Here is a 14,628-nt window from a genome sequence, read left to right as displayed (position 1 = left end):
TGCCATTGGCTAGGTGATGCCGACGGCAATGAGTCCCAAGGCCACTCCCTGGGATACGCCGATAAACCAGTTGTTGAAGTCAGGGGTGTCCAGGGCCTCAAGCTCTTGGATGGAAAGATTGAGTTGCTTCTGCATGTTCACCTCCTTCTGTGCTTGTTGGACGGGATACCAGCTGCGTTGACGGGATCTCAGGTGATGCCGACGGTGATGGTGATGATGGCCAGGCCGACAGTGATGCCGTGGATCCTTTCGCTCCAGTCATCCGGTACAGCGATGGTTTCCAGCTCCTGAATCCCAAGATCCAAGGGCCTGTGTGCAGTGCTGATCATGTAGTCACCTCCTTTCCCTTGCCTGTGGGTGGTGCCTTACCGCGGGTGCCCTGCGGTAAGCAGTGGGGCGCGGCTCAGGCGAGAGCTGCGCGCAGGACGTGTTGGATTTGGACCGCGCCTATGCCGCGAAGCATGGGGAGCACTCCGCCCCAGTTACGGACGGCGGCAGTGGAGGCATCCTTGATGGTTCCTTCGCTGCAGCCGCTCAACCTCGGGATGTCCCACTGGTGAATGAGTTCGGCAATACCTTTGGAGGGGCGCAAGTCGTATGCTTCTTCGCTGTTTGCCGCCGACCAGAGCCTGCGAAGCCGCCCGGCGTCACCCCACGGGAAGTTGCCCCGCTCGATCTCCTCCCAGATGGGAGCAATCAGCGGTGCAGTTGCAGCCATCTTCCGGGCGCCGGTCAGGTAGGCCAGTTCGTTGGCCACGTACCAATGCTTGGCGCCGTACGGGTTACGCCCCGTCAACGACCAACCGGTGTGGGTTTCCATACTCAACCGGGCAGCAAGCAGGCGATCCTCGGGCGAGTCCTCTTTCCTCAGTTGTTCCCCTAAGCGAACGATCCGCGCCAGGAGGTGGTGACCGTCGTCGTCGAACATGCTGGCCGTGCTCCCCGCCATGGTTCCGGCCACACGCAGGAAGGCTTCCAGCAGTCCTTCCAGTACCAGCCTCCGCGGCAGGGTGGCGAGGTGGCCGGCGTCGAGCACTGCTACGTCTCCGGCCAGCTGGGGTGACGCCAGCAGGCGGCGCCCGACGACGGTGTCCAGGCACGCAACCGCGCTGGCTTCCGCGCCGGTCCCCACTGTGGACGGGAGGAGAACGGTTTTAGGCCGTTTGCCTGTGTAGGGAACGGGCGGCAGCACCAAGAGTCCGGAGCGCTTGACGTGGCGTTCCACGAAGATTGCCAGGCTTGGGTCGGCGGAGAACATGGCTGCGAGCTTGGCCGCGTCCATAATCGATCCGCCGCCCAGCGCCACCACTGTGTCCAGCCGGTGTTCCTGGATGAACCCCACCACCTCACGCAGCGTCACTACAGTGACGGGAACTGCATCCAGTGCCAGGACTGCTACTCCCCGGAGGTCACCTTCCAACAACGTGCTTTGATGCGCGGCGAGCGCTGCGTCGACCACCAATCCGACACGTCCGCGGGTCAATGAACCCACGTATTTAGGGCTCATTCCGGACCCCAGGATGACGCAACGTGTCTTCCACGTTCTATCCGCGATCATGCGAAGACCCCGTCCCGGCGAGCTTCACGGATTCCTTGCGCGATAGCAGCGTGGAGTTCCTGGAAGTCCTCCTCCATATAGGTCAGGGCCGGAAGGAGCTGGATGCGTCCGGGGCCAGGCTGGACAATGGCGCCAGCGCCATGGATGCGATTTACGACGGCGAGCGTCGCACGTGCGTGGAGCGGCACCCCGGTGTCCGAGTACAGTTTGAGGCCCCGCATGCATCCACGGCCGGTTGATTCGCCAACTCCGTCGATGCCTTGGAGGTCTCGAATCAGTTCATAGAGCCCCACGCTGACGTTGCGGGTGAGCCTTTCATGGCCCACCCATGCCATTTCCCCAATGGTGGCAAGAATCGCTGCGCAGGCGGCAGGTGTGCCGGCTTGGGTTTCACCGTGGACGAAGACCGCTCCGGTGTGGTCAAACGTCTCCGTGACTTTGGTGCCCACCAGGAGTGCAGCACAGGCACTGGTCCCGTTGGTGAGGCCTTTTGATGTGACGATGACATCCGGCGCTTCCGGCCATTCGTCCGTAACGAACCAGGAGTGTATCCGGCCAAAACCCGTCGCTACCTCGTCGGCCACCAGCAGGAAGCCCTGTCCCTCCCTGTGTGCAAGGAGTGCCGTGATGAAGTCTGCGGGTACGGCTTCGGCTCCGGAGCCAAGTACAGGTTCTACTACAACGGCTGCCACACGGTAGCCCTCCCGACGCATCAGGTTCTCCAGCTCGGCTCCGCCGTCATCAAACCTGACGTGCCGGATGTTGCGAGTGTCCACGCCATAGAGGGGCTGCCCAAGATCGTCCCCGCTGAGGCCCTGGCTGCCATATGTCAGACCGTGGTAGCTGCCCTTCAAACCAACTATCAGTTTCCGCTCGGGTTCACCGATCAATATGCAGTACTGCCTGGCCAGCTTCATGACAGCATCGTTGGCGGCACTTCCGGAGGTTGAGAAAATGACTTTCCCGAAGGGGTGTGCCGGGAGCTCCAGCAGTGCTTCGGCTGCCTCAATGGCGTGGGTATGTGCGCTGCGGAACAGCGGCAGATAGGACGCACTCTCCAGTGCTGCGGCCACTGCTTTGGCGATCGCCCGGTTTCCGAATCCCAGGTTGGCATTCCAGAGCCCGCTTTTCGCGCAAAGCCGGCGCTGGCCGTCCCTAAAGGTGACGTGAACGCCGTCGGCGGCTACTGCCGTGTGGGTGTCCGGATTGAAGTCCCGCTGCTCCACCAAGGGCACCCAGAGGGGAAGGCTTGTTCGGGTCATCAGTGGCCGCCCAGGAGATCGATGCCGAGGTGACCGAGCTGCTCCACGACGGCTTTCGCCGATGATTCCGCGAGCTCCGGGGGTATGCCCATGGAGAAGGCGGCGACGTTTGCGGCAGCTTCCACACTCCTCAAGTTGGAGATGGCTTCAATGAGGACGGCAGCGTCCCGGCCGATGGTGAAGAGCTTCCCCGCGTTGGTATCGAGAAGCCTGTGTTCCCCCTGCCGTTCCACGATGAAAGGAGCATTGGGCAACGGGAGGCCGTGGCTGTCGGTGGCTCCGTACAGACTCAACCCGAAGCCGACCAGGCGGGTGCCAGGGCGTTGCTGGGGACCGATGAACTTCCACGCATCGAATGCGGCCAAGTAGCGGGGAATCCAAGGTCGGTCGCTGAGGGCTGCCACGACTTCGGGTGCGTGGGTCAGGGAGGCTATCGAGGACTCGGGTTTGAGCGGCATGGCTCTGGCCCGGATGTCCTGTAATTCATCGCCAACCCAGCCGATCACGGTTCCACTGGGTCCGTTGAGGATGGTCCCGTTGGCGGTGATGTGGATCCTGGCCAGCGTCGAGTCCGGGTTTCCGTGCCCGGCAAGCAGCGCACGCTCGGCCAGTACCGCGTTGATTTCGGTGAGTTGGCGGACAAAGTGGCCGGAGCTGCGGGCTTCGTCGGCGTCGTCGAAGAACGACTGCCAGTCATCCTGGCCTGCGAAGCGAATGACTGTTGGACCCACAAGGCTGATGAACGGGACGGCCAGGTAGTCCTGAATTTCGATGCTCAGGGATCCGTCCACCAGAAGTTCTTCGCCTGACTCGTCAAAACGGCCTTTGACTGTGACCAGATCCGGATCGTCGGCGTCGCCATCAATCACCAAGACCACCGACCCGTCCCTTGCGATCTCCTTCGCATAGGAAGAATGCCCCGCGTTTTCCACGAATACCGTGTGGCCCGGGATCCGTCCCGGGATGCCCGTAACCCATTGATCTACAGCCGCCGCGATGGCTTGTTGCTGACTCAGCGCCAATTCCAACCCCCAATAGTTGTCCATGTTCCGCTGGAGCGACCCGGACGGGCTCGTTCCTGAGAAGGACACTATGGGCGTAGACAGGCTCCACGATCGGGCGGAACCAAATTAGGTGGTGATCCGGAGCAAATTAGGTGGTGGACGGGCCGATCTAGGTGGTGGAAGTGGGTGGTCTAGGTGGTGGGTTTTGGGCGCGGTCTAATGGCCGATCATCTCCAGGCAACCGCCGTCCATGATGGGACCACCGGTCGCCAACTCCGGTTCTCCGTCGTTCGGCATGAAACCGTAGATGCAGCCTCCGCTGCGGACCGCCGCACCAAACCTGACGCCCTTTCCGCCGTCGTCGGTCCGTATGTCCATCAGGCCGATACTGGTCAGCGCCGCTTCGACGTCATTGCCGGTGACGGGCCGGGGTACTGCTGCGAGCGCCTTTCTTGCGGGCTCGACGTGCTGGTTCAGCTGCGTCAGCATCACAGGGGTGAGCTTCCGCCGCTGCCGATACATCTCGTTCTGGGCCATGGCGGCGTCGCCGTCGTAGGCGATGCAGTTGGTCTGTTGAGGCTCCGTCCCGGTGATCGGGCAGGCTGCCGTTGGCGTAGGAGTGCAGCTGCTTGGCGTGGTTGTGGCCGGCGCTTCGGCGCAACCCGCCAGAGCAGCAAGTACGACGGCGGCCATCGCCAGAGCGGAGCGGTTCGGTTTCGTCTTCCCCATCCAGAGGACGATACGCGGCCATGAGGGGTTTATCCAATGAATTGCCTAATGTGTTACTGGCACCTAGGAAAGCCGCGGCAGCACCTATTTTTGGGCTAGGCCCACCTAGTTTTGAACTTCTGGGACTGTGAGCGCTGGATCTGAACACCTAGGACGGAAATCTGGCCACATGCTTGAGACACTCCGACAGATTGGATTCAGTAATGAGGGTCTTGTTCCTGGTGGCAACAGCCTTGCAAGTAGTCGCCGCCTGCGTGGCCTTCAAGTACGCTCCCGCAATCAGTGCGCTAAGTGTGCTCGCAGCCGCTGCCTCGGCAACATTGTGGTTCGTGACCCGGAAGAAGGAGTCAGACTCCCGCGAGCCCGCTCGTTCGCGCTGATCGTGCCCCGATTTCATTCCGCCAACGGCTACTGGCTGGGGCTGTCCGCCGCCTACGGGACCACCTTGGCTTTAGTGACAGCCGCTGAGTGGCCGTGGCCTTGGCTCCTGACCATCTTTGGCGCGCTACTTGTCTTTCTGGTGATTCACGCCTGGCTGTATGGGCAGTTGGGCCGTGCGCCCTTCAAAGACCTCGACGCGGGCAAGGATTCCGGCCTTGCGATCCTCACAATTTTCCCAGTGCTCGCGCTCCTTGTCCGAGGCTCACCCGTGGCCTTGTGGGCCGGCCCGGCACTGGGCGTGATTGTGTGCTTCGTTTCCTTCGTGCGCCTCAAGAAGTACGGATACTTCAGACAGCGCTCAACCTCCCGAGGGGACCGGATTCCACCAACGGGTTACCCGAAGGCATAAGCTCACAAGACTCACAAGGATCCGTCGATCTTTCTAGATAGCAGGCCGTCCAGCGCACTGAAGACCGCATTGAGGTCATCGACGCCATTGTCGTGGAGCAACCTGCCGCCCTCCGTATCTTCTCCAACGCCCGCCGGCCAATTGCGCAACAAGCTGTTGCACAATCGACTCCGGCCAGGCCGCGCAAGAATGCCCGCACATAGAAGACGTGGTAACAACTCCGATCCAGCAAGTAAGCGGCCCTCCCGGGCAAGTAGTGGGCCCAGCCAAAATCGAGTACCACCCAAGCATGGTTCCTCCGGGAAGTCTCATCTACACTCCACATACGGGCTGGGGTGCACACAATTTCAGAGCATTCGAACATGAGGAAGCCCTCAATGAAGACACCCCGCACCTCCTGGAAAGCACAGAAAAAGCACACCGCACCGCTGGCCCTCGCCGCCGCGCTGTCGATTCCGCTGCTGGCAGCCGCACCGGCCACGGCCGAGGTCAACTCCGACACGATCGACAAATCCATTGTGTGGGTCGATACAGCATGGTCGGCAACAGTGCAGGTTCCCTTCAAAGACGGAACCACGGAAACTTACAAGACCACGCTGGTCACTCTCTGCACCGGCTGGTTTGTCAGCACGACCGGGCACGTGGCCACGGCCGGGCATTGCGTCGACGCCGATGACGCCCTCTACACCAGCATTTACGCCAAAGTCATTGACGAGCAGGGCCTCACCGGGGTGAAACCCGAAAACGTCGACTGGCCCATGTCACTGGCGGACCCTCTCATCAAGGTCGACCAGCCCTCGGGCATTGACGGTGGTCTGCTCAGCGGCAAGACGGCCATCACGGCCCAGCTCATCGCCAAGCAAGGCTTCGAGAAAGGCGACAATGCGCTGTTGCGGATTGCCGACATGAAAGATACCCCCGCGCTGGCGCTGGGTGCGGAGGCACCGAAAGTGCGCGAAAAAGTCACATCCGTCGGATTCCCCGACCTCGTCGGTTCAACCTCGGACGTTGAACGGCAAAAGCCGTCCTACCGTTCCGGGGCTGTCAGCTCACGCAGCTACTCAACCCAGGGTGTTCCGCGCACGGAAATCGACACCGACATCACACCCGGCATGTCAGGCGGCCCCTCGGTGAACGAAGACGGGGAAGTCATTGGCATCAACTCTGCCTACGTTGCCCGCGGATCAGGGCAGGCGAACTACATCACCGACACCCAAACCCTCCGCGACTTCCTGACCTCCAACGGCGTCAAACTAGCCGAGGCCGCAACCGCGTCCGCGACGCCGGCAGCCGCCGCCGATGCGCCCACCAGCACCACACAAGATGCTCCCGGGATTCCTCTGTGGCTGATCGCCATCGTCGCGGTGCTCGTTCTGGCCGTGGTCGGGATGGCCGTCCTGCTGATCATGAACATGCGCAAGCAACGCCAACCCGCAGCCTACACCCCGGCACCGGCCGGCCCACCAGCAGCCATTCCACCCACACCGTGGATGCAGAACCCAAACCACCCGGACAACGGACCCGGCCGGGCACCCTGACCAGCACGGCATTCCAGAAGGGACACTGAATGAGCCTTTCGGCTCGGTCAGGTCGAGAGTGATAGTGATGCGCAGCCAGACTGAACTCCCGTCACCACACTCTTATTCGCAGCCGATTCCTCAACCGCGGCCAGCACCCGCTGAACCTGCAGCCCGTCGTCGAACGACGGCGACGGCACCTCACCATCCCGGATGGCACAGAGGAAGTCCCGGATCTGGTGGGTGAAGGTGTGCTCCCAGCCAATGATGTGCCCTTGTGGCCACCACGCTTCGAGGTACGGATGTTCAGGTTCGTTCACCAGGATCCGGCGGAAACCTTGCTCGCGCACCGGAAGCGTGGCGTCCAGGAAACCGAGCTCGTTCAGGTTCTCCAGATCGAAGGTCAAAGAACCCAGAGACCCATAGATTTCAATCTTGAGCGAGTTCTTTTGCCCAGTAGCCACCCGTGACGCTTCCACCGACGCGCTGAGGCCGCCGCTAAGGCCCAAAGTGGCCCACGCGGCGTCGTCAACTGTCACTTTCTCCATGCCGCCGGGGCCAGGGCGCTCGGGAACGAAAGTCCTCAACCGCCCGGTCACCTCGGTCACGGCCTGACCGGTCAGGTACTGGACCTGGTCGATCGCGTGGGAGGCGATATCCCCTAGGGCGCCGGAGCCGGCCGTCTCTTTCCGGAGCCGCCAGCTCATGGGAGTCTCGACGTCGGAAAGCCAGTCCTGCAGGTAAGCGGCACGGATGTGCCGCACGGTTCCGAGACGTCCTTCGGCGATCAACTCACGGGCCAGGGAGAGCGCAGGAACCCGGCGGTAATTGAAACCGACCATCGACTGGACACCCCGGGCCTGAGCGGATGCTGCAGCGGTAGCCATCACCTCGGCCTCAGCCACAGTGTTGGCCAGCGGCTTCTCCACGAGCACGTGTTTACCTGCTTCCAACGCCGCGACAGCGATCTCGGCATGCATCCAACCAGGCGCGCAGATGTCCACGATGTCGATGTCGTCCCGGTCAATGACCGAACGCCAATCCGTCGTCGATTCCGACCATCCGTACTTCCCTGCCGCGAATGCAACCTGGACCGCGTCCCGGCCAACGAGCACTTTCTGTTCGAAGGCCGGGACCTCAAAGAAGCTGGCCACGTTCCGCCACGCATTGGAGTGGGCTTTACCCATGAAGGCGTAACCGATGGCGGCCACGCCCAAGGGACGGCCCGTCACCAAGGGACGCCCGGCGGGAAGGGAAGTGGTCATGTTGCTGCTCCTGGAAGTGAGTAGGGAAAGGCTTAGGCCTCGAACCAGCCCCGGGCCGGGTTGGAAACGTCGGGCGCCTCGCGGAAGACACCAGGCTGGGCCACCCAGGAAACACCGTTGGCGATCACCTTTTGGATCTGCGGCTGGTGGTACACCGGGTATTCCTGATCGCCCGGGCTGAAGTAGAAGATGCGTCCCTTGCCCCGCGAGAACGTCACGCCGGAGCGGAACACCTCTCCCCCTTCGAAGGAGCTGATGAAAATCAGGTCGTCGGGTTCCGGAATGTCGAAGAGCTCTCCGTACATTTCCTGCTGCGGAATCAAGAGAGGGCTTTCAATGCCAGCCGCGATCGGGTGCGAAGGCTTAACTGTCCAAACGAGCTCCCGTTCGCCTTCGTTGCGCCACTTCAAAGAGCACGTGGTTCCCAACAAACGCGTGAAGATCTTCGAGAAGTGCCCGGAGTGGAGCACAATCAGGCCCATGCCTCCCAGCACGTGGCGCTGCACTCGTTCAACTACCTCGTCAGCAACCTGGTCGTGGGCAATGTGTCCCCACCACAGCAGTACGTCAGTTTGCTCCAGGATTTCCTCGGAGAGGCCGTGTTCGGGGTCAGCGAGGGTGGCTGTTGAGATTTCCGAGTCGGGGTAGAAGCCGCGGAGTCCCGCCGCGATGGCGCCGTGGATGCCTTCCGGATACATCTCGCCGATGGTGGCGGGCTCGTTGCGCGCCTCGTGGACGCCTTCGTTCCAGACAACAACTTTCAGTTTCTTGTCGTACATATCAGAGGCTCACTTCGCGTTGTTCCAGGGCGGACTTGTAGCAGGCATCGAGCACCAGCGCGCGACTGAGGGCGAGGGAGCCGTCGTGGCTTCCCCACACCGTCTCGCCGCCGCGCACGGCAGCCACGAAATCTTCGACGACGGCCTGGTGGGCTCGCCCGGGTTCGGCCACCACTTCGAAGTCGGCGTTCTCGCCGTCCTTCTCGGTGAAGACGTGCACATCTGCGACGGGGTTTTCGGAGGCGCCGACCGAGCGCAAGTCCGCTCCGCCGTCGGTCCCGTAAACGGTGAAGTCCATCAGGTCCCGCTGGTCACGGAACGCGGCCCAACCCGCTTCAAGAATCAGCGTGCCGCCGCCTTCCAGACGGATGAACGCGGAGGCGAAGTCCTCCACCTCGAACTTGTGGCTGGAGTTCGACGCCGTATACCGCGCGTTGCCGCCGAGGCCACGCGGACCGAGCTCCGAATGCGTTGAGGCGGAAACCGCCAGGACCTTCGGCTCGCCCAACAGGTGCAGTGCGTAGTCCAAAACGTGGACTCCGATGTCAGCCAACGGACCGCCGCCGGCGAGCGCCGGGTTGGTGAACCAACTGCCGAGCATTGGAATGCCTTGGCGGCGCAGCCACGAGGCTTTGGCGTAGTACGGGCGGCCCAGCGTCCCGTCGTCGATCACTTGCTTGAGCGCCTGGATGTCGCCGCGGCGGCGGTGGTTGAACGCAACGTCCAGGACGCGTCCCGCCTTGCGGGCGGCGTCCACCATCGCTTGGCCTTCGACGGCGTTGCGCGCGATTGGCTTCTCGCTCAGCACGTGCAGTCCCCGCTCGAGCGAAGCGATGGCGATCGGCGCGTGCAGGAAGGTGGGCACGGCGATGCTGACGGCGTCGAGGTCTTCGAGCTCGATCATGTCCTCCCACCGGGTGAGGGCGTGGGGGATGTTGTATTCGTCCTTCAGCTGGGCGAGGAGGTCCGCTTCCATCCCGGCGACGGCCACGATTTCTACGCCCTCAATGTTGTTGTACGCCTTGAGGTGCTGCTGGCCGGCCCAACCGATCCCCACAACTCCCACTTTGAGGGTTGCGGATGGGGCCTGCTGCTGAATACTCACTGTTTTCCTGTTCTTTCTGGGGTTCTGAGGAGTCTGTAGGTGGTTGTTGGATTCTGTGACGCCGAAAAGTGGCCTAGCCTTTGACGGCGCCGGCGGTCATGCCGGAGACGATGCGCTTCTGGCACAGCAGCACGAGGATCACGAGCGGGACGGTGATGATCACTGAAGCGGCGCTGATGGTGCCGAGCGGCTGGTCGAACTCGCTGGTGCCGCTGAAGAACGCGATCGCGACCGGGACCGGACGGGATTCCGGTGACGTTGTCAGCGTGACGGCGAGGAGGAATTCGTTCCAGACTGAGATGAACACGAGGATCGCGGTGGTCGCCAGGCCGGGGACAGCGAGCGGCAGGATGACTTTGCGGAACGCGACAAACGGCGTGGCACCGTCCATGTACGCGGATTCTTCGAGTTCGCGCGGGATTTCCTTGAAGAAGGATGTCAGCGTGTAGATCGCCAGCGGCAGGGCGAACGTCAGCTTCGGAATGATGAGGCCCAAGAGAGTGTCGTACAGGCCGATTTCGCGCCAGATGGAGAACATCGGGGCCGCGATCGCGATGGCCGGGAACGTGGTCACCGACAGGATGAGCGTCAGGATCATTCCCTTACGGCGCATCTTGAGCCGCGCCAGCGCATACGCGGCGAAGGACGCGAACACCAGCGCCACAGTTGTTGTTACGACGGCGATGATCACCGAGTTGCGCAGGGCCAGGAGGAATTCGGCGTTCTGAAAGACCACGAGGTAGTTCTCCAGGGTCGGCTGGCTCGGGAAGAGCTCGCCTTGCGACAGGCTCGCGCCCTTCTTAAGGGAGGTGTTCACCAGCCAATAGAACGGGATGAGCGAGAAGCCCATGACGGCAACCACGAACACCCACACCGAGGGGTGGAGTCTCGCTTCGCCCCTGAGCCGGCGCTTCGGCGACTTGGTCCCGGTGGCGGGTGCCGCCGTCGTGCGTTCTGCTGTCAGCGTGCTCATTGCTCCTCCTTCGCGACGTCGCGGATGTTGCCGCCGCCGAAGCGGATGTAAATGACCGAGACCACCATGACGGTGAGGAAGGTCAGGATTGAGAGGGCCGAGCCTTCGCCAACCAGCCGGTTTTCGCGGAGTTCGCCGTAGGCCAGCATGGACATTGATTCGGTGCCGTTGGCGCCGCGGGTGAGGACGAACGGCAGGTCGAAGACGCGGAGGGCGTCCATGGTGCGGAAGATCGCGGCGAGGACAATTGCCGGACGCAACAGTGGCAAGGTGATGTGGACGAAGGTCTGCCACTTGCTGGCACCGTCGAGTTCCGCGGCCTCGTACGTTTCGGAGGAAATGACCTGCAGGCCGGCCAGGATGATGAGGGCCGCGAACGGTGTGGTTTTCCAAACGTCGGCGAGGACGATGACGGCCATCGCGTAGCCGCGCTCCCCCAGCCACACGACGTCGCCGCCGGGCAGCCCAAGCGCGGAGAGGACGTTGGTGACCAGGCCGAGGTCGGGCTGGAACATCGTCTGCCAGGTGATGGCGCTGACTACGGTGACGATCGCGTACGGCAGGAGGACCACCGTGCGGAGAAGCGCGCGACCCTTGAACGCGAGGTTGAGCAATAGCGCCATGGCCGTTCCAAGGATCAGCTCCAAGGTGACCGAGAAGGCGGCGAAGGTGAAGGTCTGCCCGAAGGCCGCCCACCACTCTTGGCTGGTCAGGGCGGCGATGTAGTTATCCAGGCCGACGAACCGTGAGAGCCCTGCGGTGCGGACGCTGTACTGGTTCAGGGAGAGCCAAATTGCGTATCCGATCGGGACCGCCGCCACGAGGGCCATGAGGATTAGCGACGGTGCCGTCATCCGGAAGGCAAGGCGACGTTCGGCACGGTCGCGGGTGCTTGTTCTTGGTGCGTTGGGGGGCGCGCTTGGGGGCGCTCCTGGCGTGATGGTTTTGGTGGACATGTTTAGAAGCTCGCCTTGGCGGTGGTGATTTCGTCGGCCATCTTCTTCACCGCATCCTCGGTGGAGGCGGTGCCGGACAGCACGGCGTAGACGTTCTTGTAGATGGCCTGCGAGATCTGCGGGTAGACCGGCGAGATCGGGCGCGGCTTGGCGCCCTTCACCGAGGCCAGGAGTTCGGTAGCGAACGGCATCTTCTGGAGCACCGCAGGGTCCGAGTACGCAGCCTCATTGACCGGGGCCTGCGAGTAGTCCATGGCCACGTGTTTCTGCCAGTCCGGTGTGGTAGCGAAGTCAATGAAGGCGACGGCTCCGGCCTGGTTGGTGGAGTGCGCCGAGATGGCCAGGTTCCAGCCGCCCAGCACGCCCGAGGCCTTGCCGCCTTCCCATGCCGGGAGCGGCGCGACGCCGAAGCTGTCTGCCAGCGGGGTCGCGTTCAGCAGACGGTACACGTGAGGCCAGTTGCGCTGGTATCCGAAGTTGCCGGATTCGTAGGCCAGGCGGGCCGGGTCCTCGTTGTAGGTGAGGACGGCGCGGTCGGCTGAGCCGTTCTTGAGGCCCTCGGTCATGAAGTTGAGGACGTCGCGGGTCTCCTGGGAGTCGATCTTGACGTTGCCCTGGTCATCCAGGACTTCGCCGCCTGCGCTGTAGAGCATTTCGAGGAAGTTCACCGTGAGGCCCTCGTACTGCTTGCCCTGGTAGACGAACCCGTTGCCCGGCGCCTTGGCGGCTTCCGCGTAGAGCTGCTGCCAGGTCTCCGGCTTGGCTACCTTGTCCTTCTGGTAGTAGATCAGGCCGGCGTTGGTGAAGAACGGCGAGGCCCAGTACTTGTCCTGGTACTTGGTGGTTTCCACAGTGGAGGGAATGAGCCGGTCCTTGTTGGCCTCCACCAGCTTGGTCTGGTCCAGCAGCCAACCCTGCGATGCGAACTCGGAAGTCCAGATCACGTCCGAGAGGAAGATGTCGCACTCGGTGGACTTCCCCTCCAGCCGCTGCACAATCTGCGTGCGGGCTTCATCCGTGGTGGCGCCGATCTCGGTGTACTTGGCCGTGACCTTGCCGTTCGCCTTGGTGAACGCTTCCGCCGTGCCCTTGTAGATGCCGCTCGCGTCCTTGACGCCGCAGATGTTGACGGCACCGCTTGCGTTAGCGCCCGACGACGGATCGGCAGCTGCCGCTTTTTCCGCACCTTGGGGTGCTGCTCCCCCGCCGCACGCGCTGAGGAGGAGGGCTGCGGCAACTGCGGTGGCTGCGAGTGCTGTTTTTGTGCGCGATTTGGTGCTGTTCTGGAGCGGAGAGGCAGGTCGGTTCAAGTCCACGAGTGGCTCCTTTGGTGTCTGTGGGGATGGTGGTTCAGGTTGCTTTGGCTGTGGTGCGTCCTGAGCCTGGCTTCATTGCCGGTGTTGCTTTGCTGGCTTCCTTGGAATCGATTCCAAATGTGCTCTTGAAAAACGGCCTTGCGGCCGTGGAATCGATTCCAAAGAAGTGTGACAGTCGCCACGCGGAGCTGTCAACCCCCGCTATTTCGTGGAGTCTCGGATGACGAGTTGGTGCGGGAGGAAGGTCCTGCCCCTGCGGTGCGCGCCTTCGACAGTCATGCGTTCCAGGAGTTCCGCGAAAGCTACGCGGCCCATTTCGTACGCCGGCTGCCTCACCGTGGTCAGCTCCGGGACACACATTTCTGCCTGTGCGGAGTCGTCGAAACCGGCAACGGCGACGTCTTGTGGAACTCTCAAGCCGGCATCAGTGAGCTCTCGGACGCATCCGGCGGCGACCACGTCGGTCCCGCAGAAGATCGCGTCCGGGAGGTCCTTTGCCTCCAGGATTTTCTTGGTGAGCTCGCGGCCCGCGTGGAACCCGAAGTTGCCTTCGCCAAGGAGGATCGTGTCTGGTTCCAGGCCTTCCTCAGTGAGTGCTTGGCGGAAGCCTTCTTCACGAAGCCGGCCGGAGCGGGCACCCCTGTGGGCGAGCATGGCCAGCTTCCTGGCGCCCGTGTCGATGAGGTGTTTGGTGATGTCGTAGGCGGCCTGGCGGTCATCGATGGACACTCCAAATGCAGCCTCGGCGTCCACGATTTCACAGACTTGGATGACGCTCAGTTGTTCGGCGACGGTGTTGACGTCCTCATCCGGCATCGTGGGCGAGAAGATCACCAAGCCGTCCACTGAGCCGTTACGGAGCATGTCCACGAGTTGCTGTTCGCGGTCGCGGTCCCCGTCGGTTGCTGCGATGAGGCTGACGTAGCCGTTATCCGCGGCGGCGTCTCCTACTCCACGGAAGACTTCACTGATCACGAGCGAGTCCAGGTTCTTGGCTAGGGCCAGGACACGCATGGTCCGGTCTCTTCTTAGGTCTCGCGCTGATGCGAGAGGCCGGTAGTTCAGCTTTTTGATTGCAGCGTTGACCTTCTCTTTGGCCGATGCGCTGACGGCCGAGCTTCCGTTCAAGACGCGCGACACCGTCCCCACGGACACACCCGCAGTCCTGGCGACGTCTTGAACTGTCGGCCGAGCCATTCGATTGTCCTTCCGCGAGCAGTTCGGTGCGTCCAGCCCCGATACAGTATCTGCCATCCGACCCCTCAGCTTAGCGGGCCGCGAAAGCAGAGCCTGAGGCGCAGGTAGACGCCACGATTGTCTAGCGGGAGTAATAATCGAGCTTAACGACCGCCAAATAATACTGCTTCCTGCTCA

General features: G+C 62.5%; 16 protein-coding genes. 3 read left to right on the top strand and 13 right to left on the bottom strand.

Translation table 11 applies throughout. The annotated features are described in order from the left end of the window. Nucleotides 1-9: 9 nt before the first annotated feature. From HMI59_RS25925 to HMI59_RS03580, 6 genes are all read right to left on the bottom strand, one after another. Nucleotides 10-135, bottom strand: a complete 126-nt coding sequence (locus HMI59_RS25925; RefSeq protein WP_021473491.1) for a daptide-type RiPP — start codon at nucleotides 133-135, stop codon at nucleotides 10-12. 53 nt (nucleotides 136-188) lie between these two features. After that, nucleotides 189-329, bottom strand: coding sequence for a hypothetical protein (locus tag HMI59_RS03600; protein ID WP_021473492.1), 141 nt, complete (start codon nucleotides 327-329; stop codon nucleotides 189-191). A 74-nt stretch (nucleotides 330-403) separates the two neighbouring features. Next, a complete protein-coding gene (mpaC, locus tag HMI59_RS03595; protein WP_227471526.1) occupies nucleotides 404-1,507 on the bottom strand; it encodes a daptide-type RiPP biosynthesis dehydogenase in 1,104 nt (367 codons plus the stop codon). A 47-nt stretch (nucleotides 1,508-1,554) separates the two neighbouring features. Further along, a complete protein-coding gene (mpaD, locus tag HMI59_RS03590; protein ID WP_193592828.1) occupies nucleotides 1,555-2,820 on the bottom strand; it encodes a daptide-type RiPP biosynthesis aminotransferase in 1,266 nt (421 codons plus the stop codon). Continuing rightward, nucleotides 2,820-3,866: a daptide biosynthesis RiPP recognition protein gene (gene mpaB, locus HMI59_RS03585; protein WP_227471525.1), complete on the bottom strand. Its 1,047-nt coding sequence runs from the start codon at nucleotides 3,864-3,866 to the stop codon at nucleotides 2,820-2,822. Before mpaB ends, mpaD begins: the two co-directional genes overlap by 1 nt. A gap of 174 nt (nucleotides 3,867-4,040) precedes the next feature. Beyond that, nucleotides 4,041-4,553 (bottom strand): hypothetical protein, encoded by a 513-nt coding sequence (locus HMI59_RS03580; protein ID WP_193592827.1) that lies wholly within the window; start codon nucleotides 4,551-4,553, stop codon nucleotides 4,041-4,043. A 203-nt stretch (nucleotides 4,554-4,756) separates the two neighbouring features. On the opposite strand from HMI59_RS03580, the gene HMI59_RS03575 reads away from it, so the two are divergent. The 3 genes from HMI59_RS03575 to HMI59_RS03565 all read left to right on the top strand — a co-directional run bounded on the left by HMI59_RS03575 (nucleotide 4,757) and on the right by HMI59_RS03565 (nucleotide 6,881). Continuing rightward, complete coding sequence (locus tag HMI59_RS03575; protein WP_193592826.1) at nucleotides 4,757-4,933, top strand: hypothetical protein; 177 nt, start codon at nucleotides 4,757-4,759, stop codon at nucleotides 4,931-4,933. Between the two features lie 2 nt (nucleotides 4,934-4,935). After that, a complete protein-coding gene (locus HMI59_RS03570; protein ID WP_193592825.1) occupies nucleotides 4,936-5,343 on the top strand; it encodes a hypothetical protein in 408 nt (135 codons plus the stop codon). A 377-nt stretch (nucleotides 5,344-5,720) separates the two neighbouring features. After that, nucleotides 5,721-6,881 (top strand): serine protease, encoded by a 1,161-nt coding sequence (locus HMI59_RS03565; protein ID WP_193592824.1) that lies wholly within the window; start codon nucleotides 5,721-5,723, stop codon nucleotides 6,879-6,881. Between the two features lie 47 nt (nucleotides 6,882-6,928). On the opposite strand, the gene HMI59_RS03560 is transcribed toward HMI59_RS03565, so the two are convergent. The 7 genes from HMI59_RS03560 to HMI59_RS03530 form a co-directional block, all read right to left on the bottom strand. Continuing rightward, nucleotides 6,929-8,125 (bottom strand): Gfo/Idh/MocA family protein, encoded by a 1,197-nt coding sequence (locus HMI59_RS03560; RefSeq protein WP_193592823.1) that lies wholly within the window; start codon nucleotides 8,123-8,125, stop codon nucleotides 6,929-6,931. 32 nt (nucleotides 8,126-8,157) lie between these two features. Then, nucleotides 8,158-8,904 (bottom strand): ThuA domain-containing protein, encoded by a 747-nt coding sequence (locus tag HMI59_RS03555; protein WP_193592822.1) that lies wholly within the window; start codon nucleotides 8,902-8,904, stop codon nucleotides 8,158-8,160. Between the two features lies 1 nt (nucleotide 8,905). Continuing rightward, nucleotides 8,906-10,009: a Gfo/Idh/MocA family protein gene (locus HMI59_RS03550; protein WP_193592821.1), complete on the bottom strand. Its 1,104-nt coding sequence runs from the start codon at nucleotides 10,007-10,009 to the stop codon at nucleotides 8,906-8,908. A 73-nt stretch (nucleotides 10,010-10,082) separates the two neighbouring features. Then, nucleotides 10,083-10,982, bottom strand: coding sequence for a carbohydrate ABC transporter permease (locus HMI59_RS03545; RefSeq protein ID WP_193592820.1), 900 nt, complete (start codon nucleotides 10,980-10,982; stop codon nucleotides 10,083-10,085). Then, nucleotides 10,979-11,938: a carbohydrate ABC transporter permease gene (locus HMI59_RS03540; protein ID WP_193592819.1), complete on the bottom strand. Its 960-nt coding sequence runs from the start codon at nucleotides 11,936-11,938 to the stop codon at nucleotides 10,979-10,981. The genes HMI59_RS03545 and HMI59_RS03540 overlap by 4 nt, the downstream gene beginning before the upstream one ends. 2 nt (nucleotides 11,939-11,940) lie before the next feature. Next, entirely contained in the window at nucleotides 11,941-13,254 is a 1,314-nt protein-coding gene (locus HMI59_RS03535; RefSeq protein WP_193592818.1) for an ABC transporter substrate-binding protein, read from the bottom strand. A 201-nt stretch (nucleotides 13,255-13,455) separates the two neighbouring features. Beyond that, complete coding sequence (locus HMI59_RS03530) at nucleotides 13,456-14,451, bottom strand: LacI family DNA-binding transcriptional regulator (RefSeq protein ID WP_193592817.1); 996 nt, start codon at nucleotides 14,449-14,451, stop codon at nucleotides 13,456-13,458. Nucleotides 14,452-14,628: the final 177 nt, after the last annotated feature.

Source organism: Paenarthrobacter sp. YJN-5 (assembly GCF_015040095.1).
In the GTDB taxonomy this organism is placed as follows: domain Bacteria; phylum Actinomycetota; class Actinomycetes; order Actinomycetales; family Micrococcaceae; genus Arthrobacter; species Arthrobacter ureafaciens.
Note: the sequence above shows the minus strand (reverse complement) of the source record. Positions and strands in the feature narration are given on the sequence as shown.

Coding starts and splice junctions, on each gene's coding strand:
- HMI59_RS25925 (WP_021473491.1), bottom strand. CDS start 135: ATGCAGAAGCAACTCAATCTTTCCATCCAAGAGCTTGAGGCCCTGGAC.
- HMI59_RS03600 (WP_021473492.1), bottom strand. CDS start 329: ATGATCAGCACTGCACACAGGCCCTTGGATCTTGGGATTCAGGAGCTG.
- mpaC (WP_227471526.1), bottom strand. CDS start 1,507: ATGAGCCCTAAATACGTGGGTTCATTGACCCGCGGACGTGTCGGATTG.
- mpaD (WP_193592828.1), bottom strand. CDS start 2,820: ATGACCCGAACAAGCCTTCCCCTCTGGGTGCCCTTGGTGGAGCAGCGG.
- mpaB (WP_227471525.1), bottom strand. CDS start 3,866: ATGGACAACTATTGGGGGTTGGAATTGGCGCTGAGTCAGCAACAAGCC.
- HMI59_RS03580 (WP_193592827.1), bottom strand. CDS start 4,553: ATGGGGAAGACGAAACCGAACCGCTCCGCTCTGGCGATGGCCGCCGTC.
- HMI59_RS03575 (WP_193592826.1), top strand. CDS start 4,757: ATGAGGGTCTTGTTCCTGGTGGCAACAGCCTTGCAAGTAGTCGCCGCC.
- HMI59_RS03565 (WP_193592824.1), top strand. CDS start 5,721: ATGAAGACACCCCGCACCTCCTGGAAAGCACAGAAAAAGCACACCGCA.
- HMI59_RS03560 (WP_193592823.1), bottom strand. CDS start 8,125: ATGACCACTTCCCTTCCCGCCGGGCGTCCCTTGGTGACGGGCCGTCCC.
- HMI59_RS03555 (WP_193592822.1), bottom strand. CDS start 8,904: ATGTACGACAAGAAACTGAAAGTTGTTGTCTGGAACGAAGGCGTCCAC.
- HMI59_RS03545 (WP_193592820.1), bottom strand. CDS start 10,982: ATGAGCACGCTGACAGCAGAACGCACGACGGCGGCACCCGCCACCGGG.
- HMI59_RS03540 (WP_193592819.1), bottom strand. CDS start 11,938: ATGTCCACCAAAACCATCACGCCAGGAGCGCCCCCAAGCGCGCCCCCC.
- HMI59_RS03530 (WP_193592817.1), bottom strand. CDS start 14,451: ATGGCTCGGCCGACAGTTCAAGACGTCGCCAGGACTGCGGGTGTGTCC.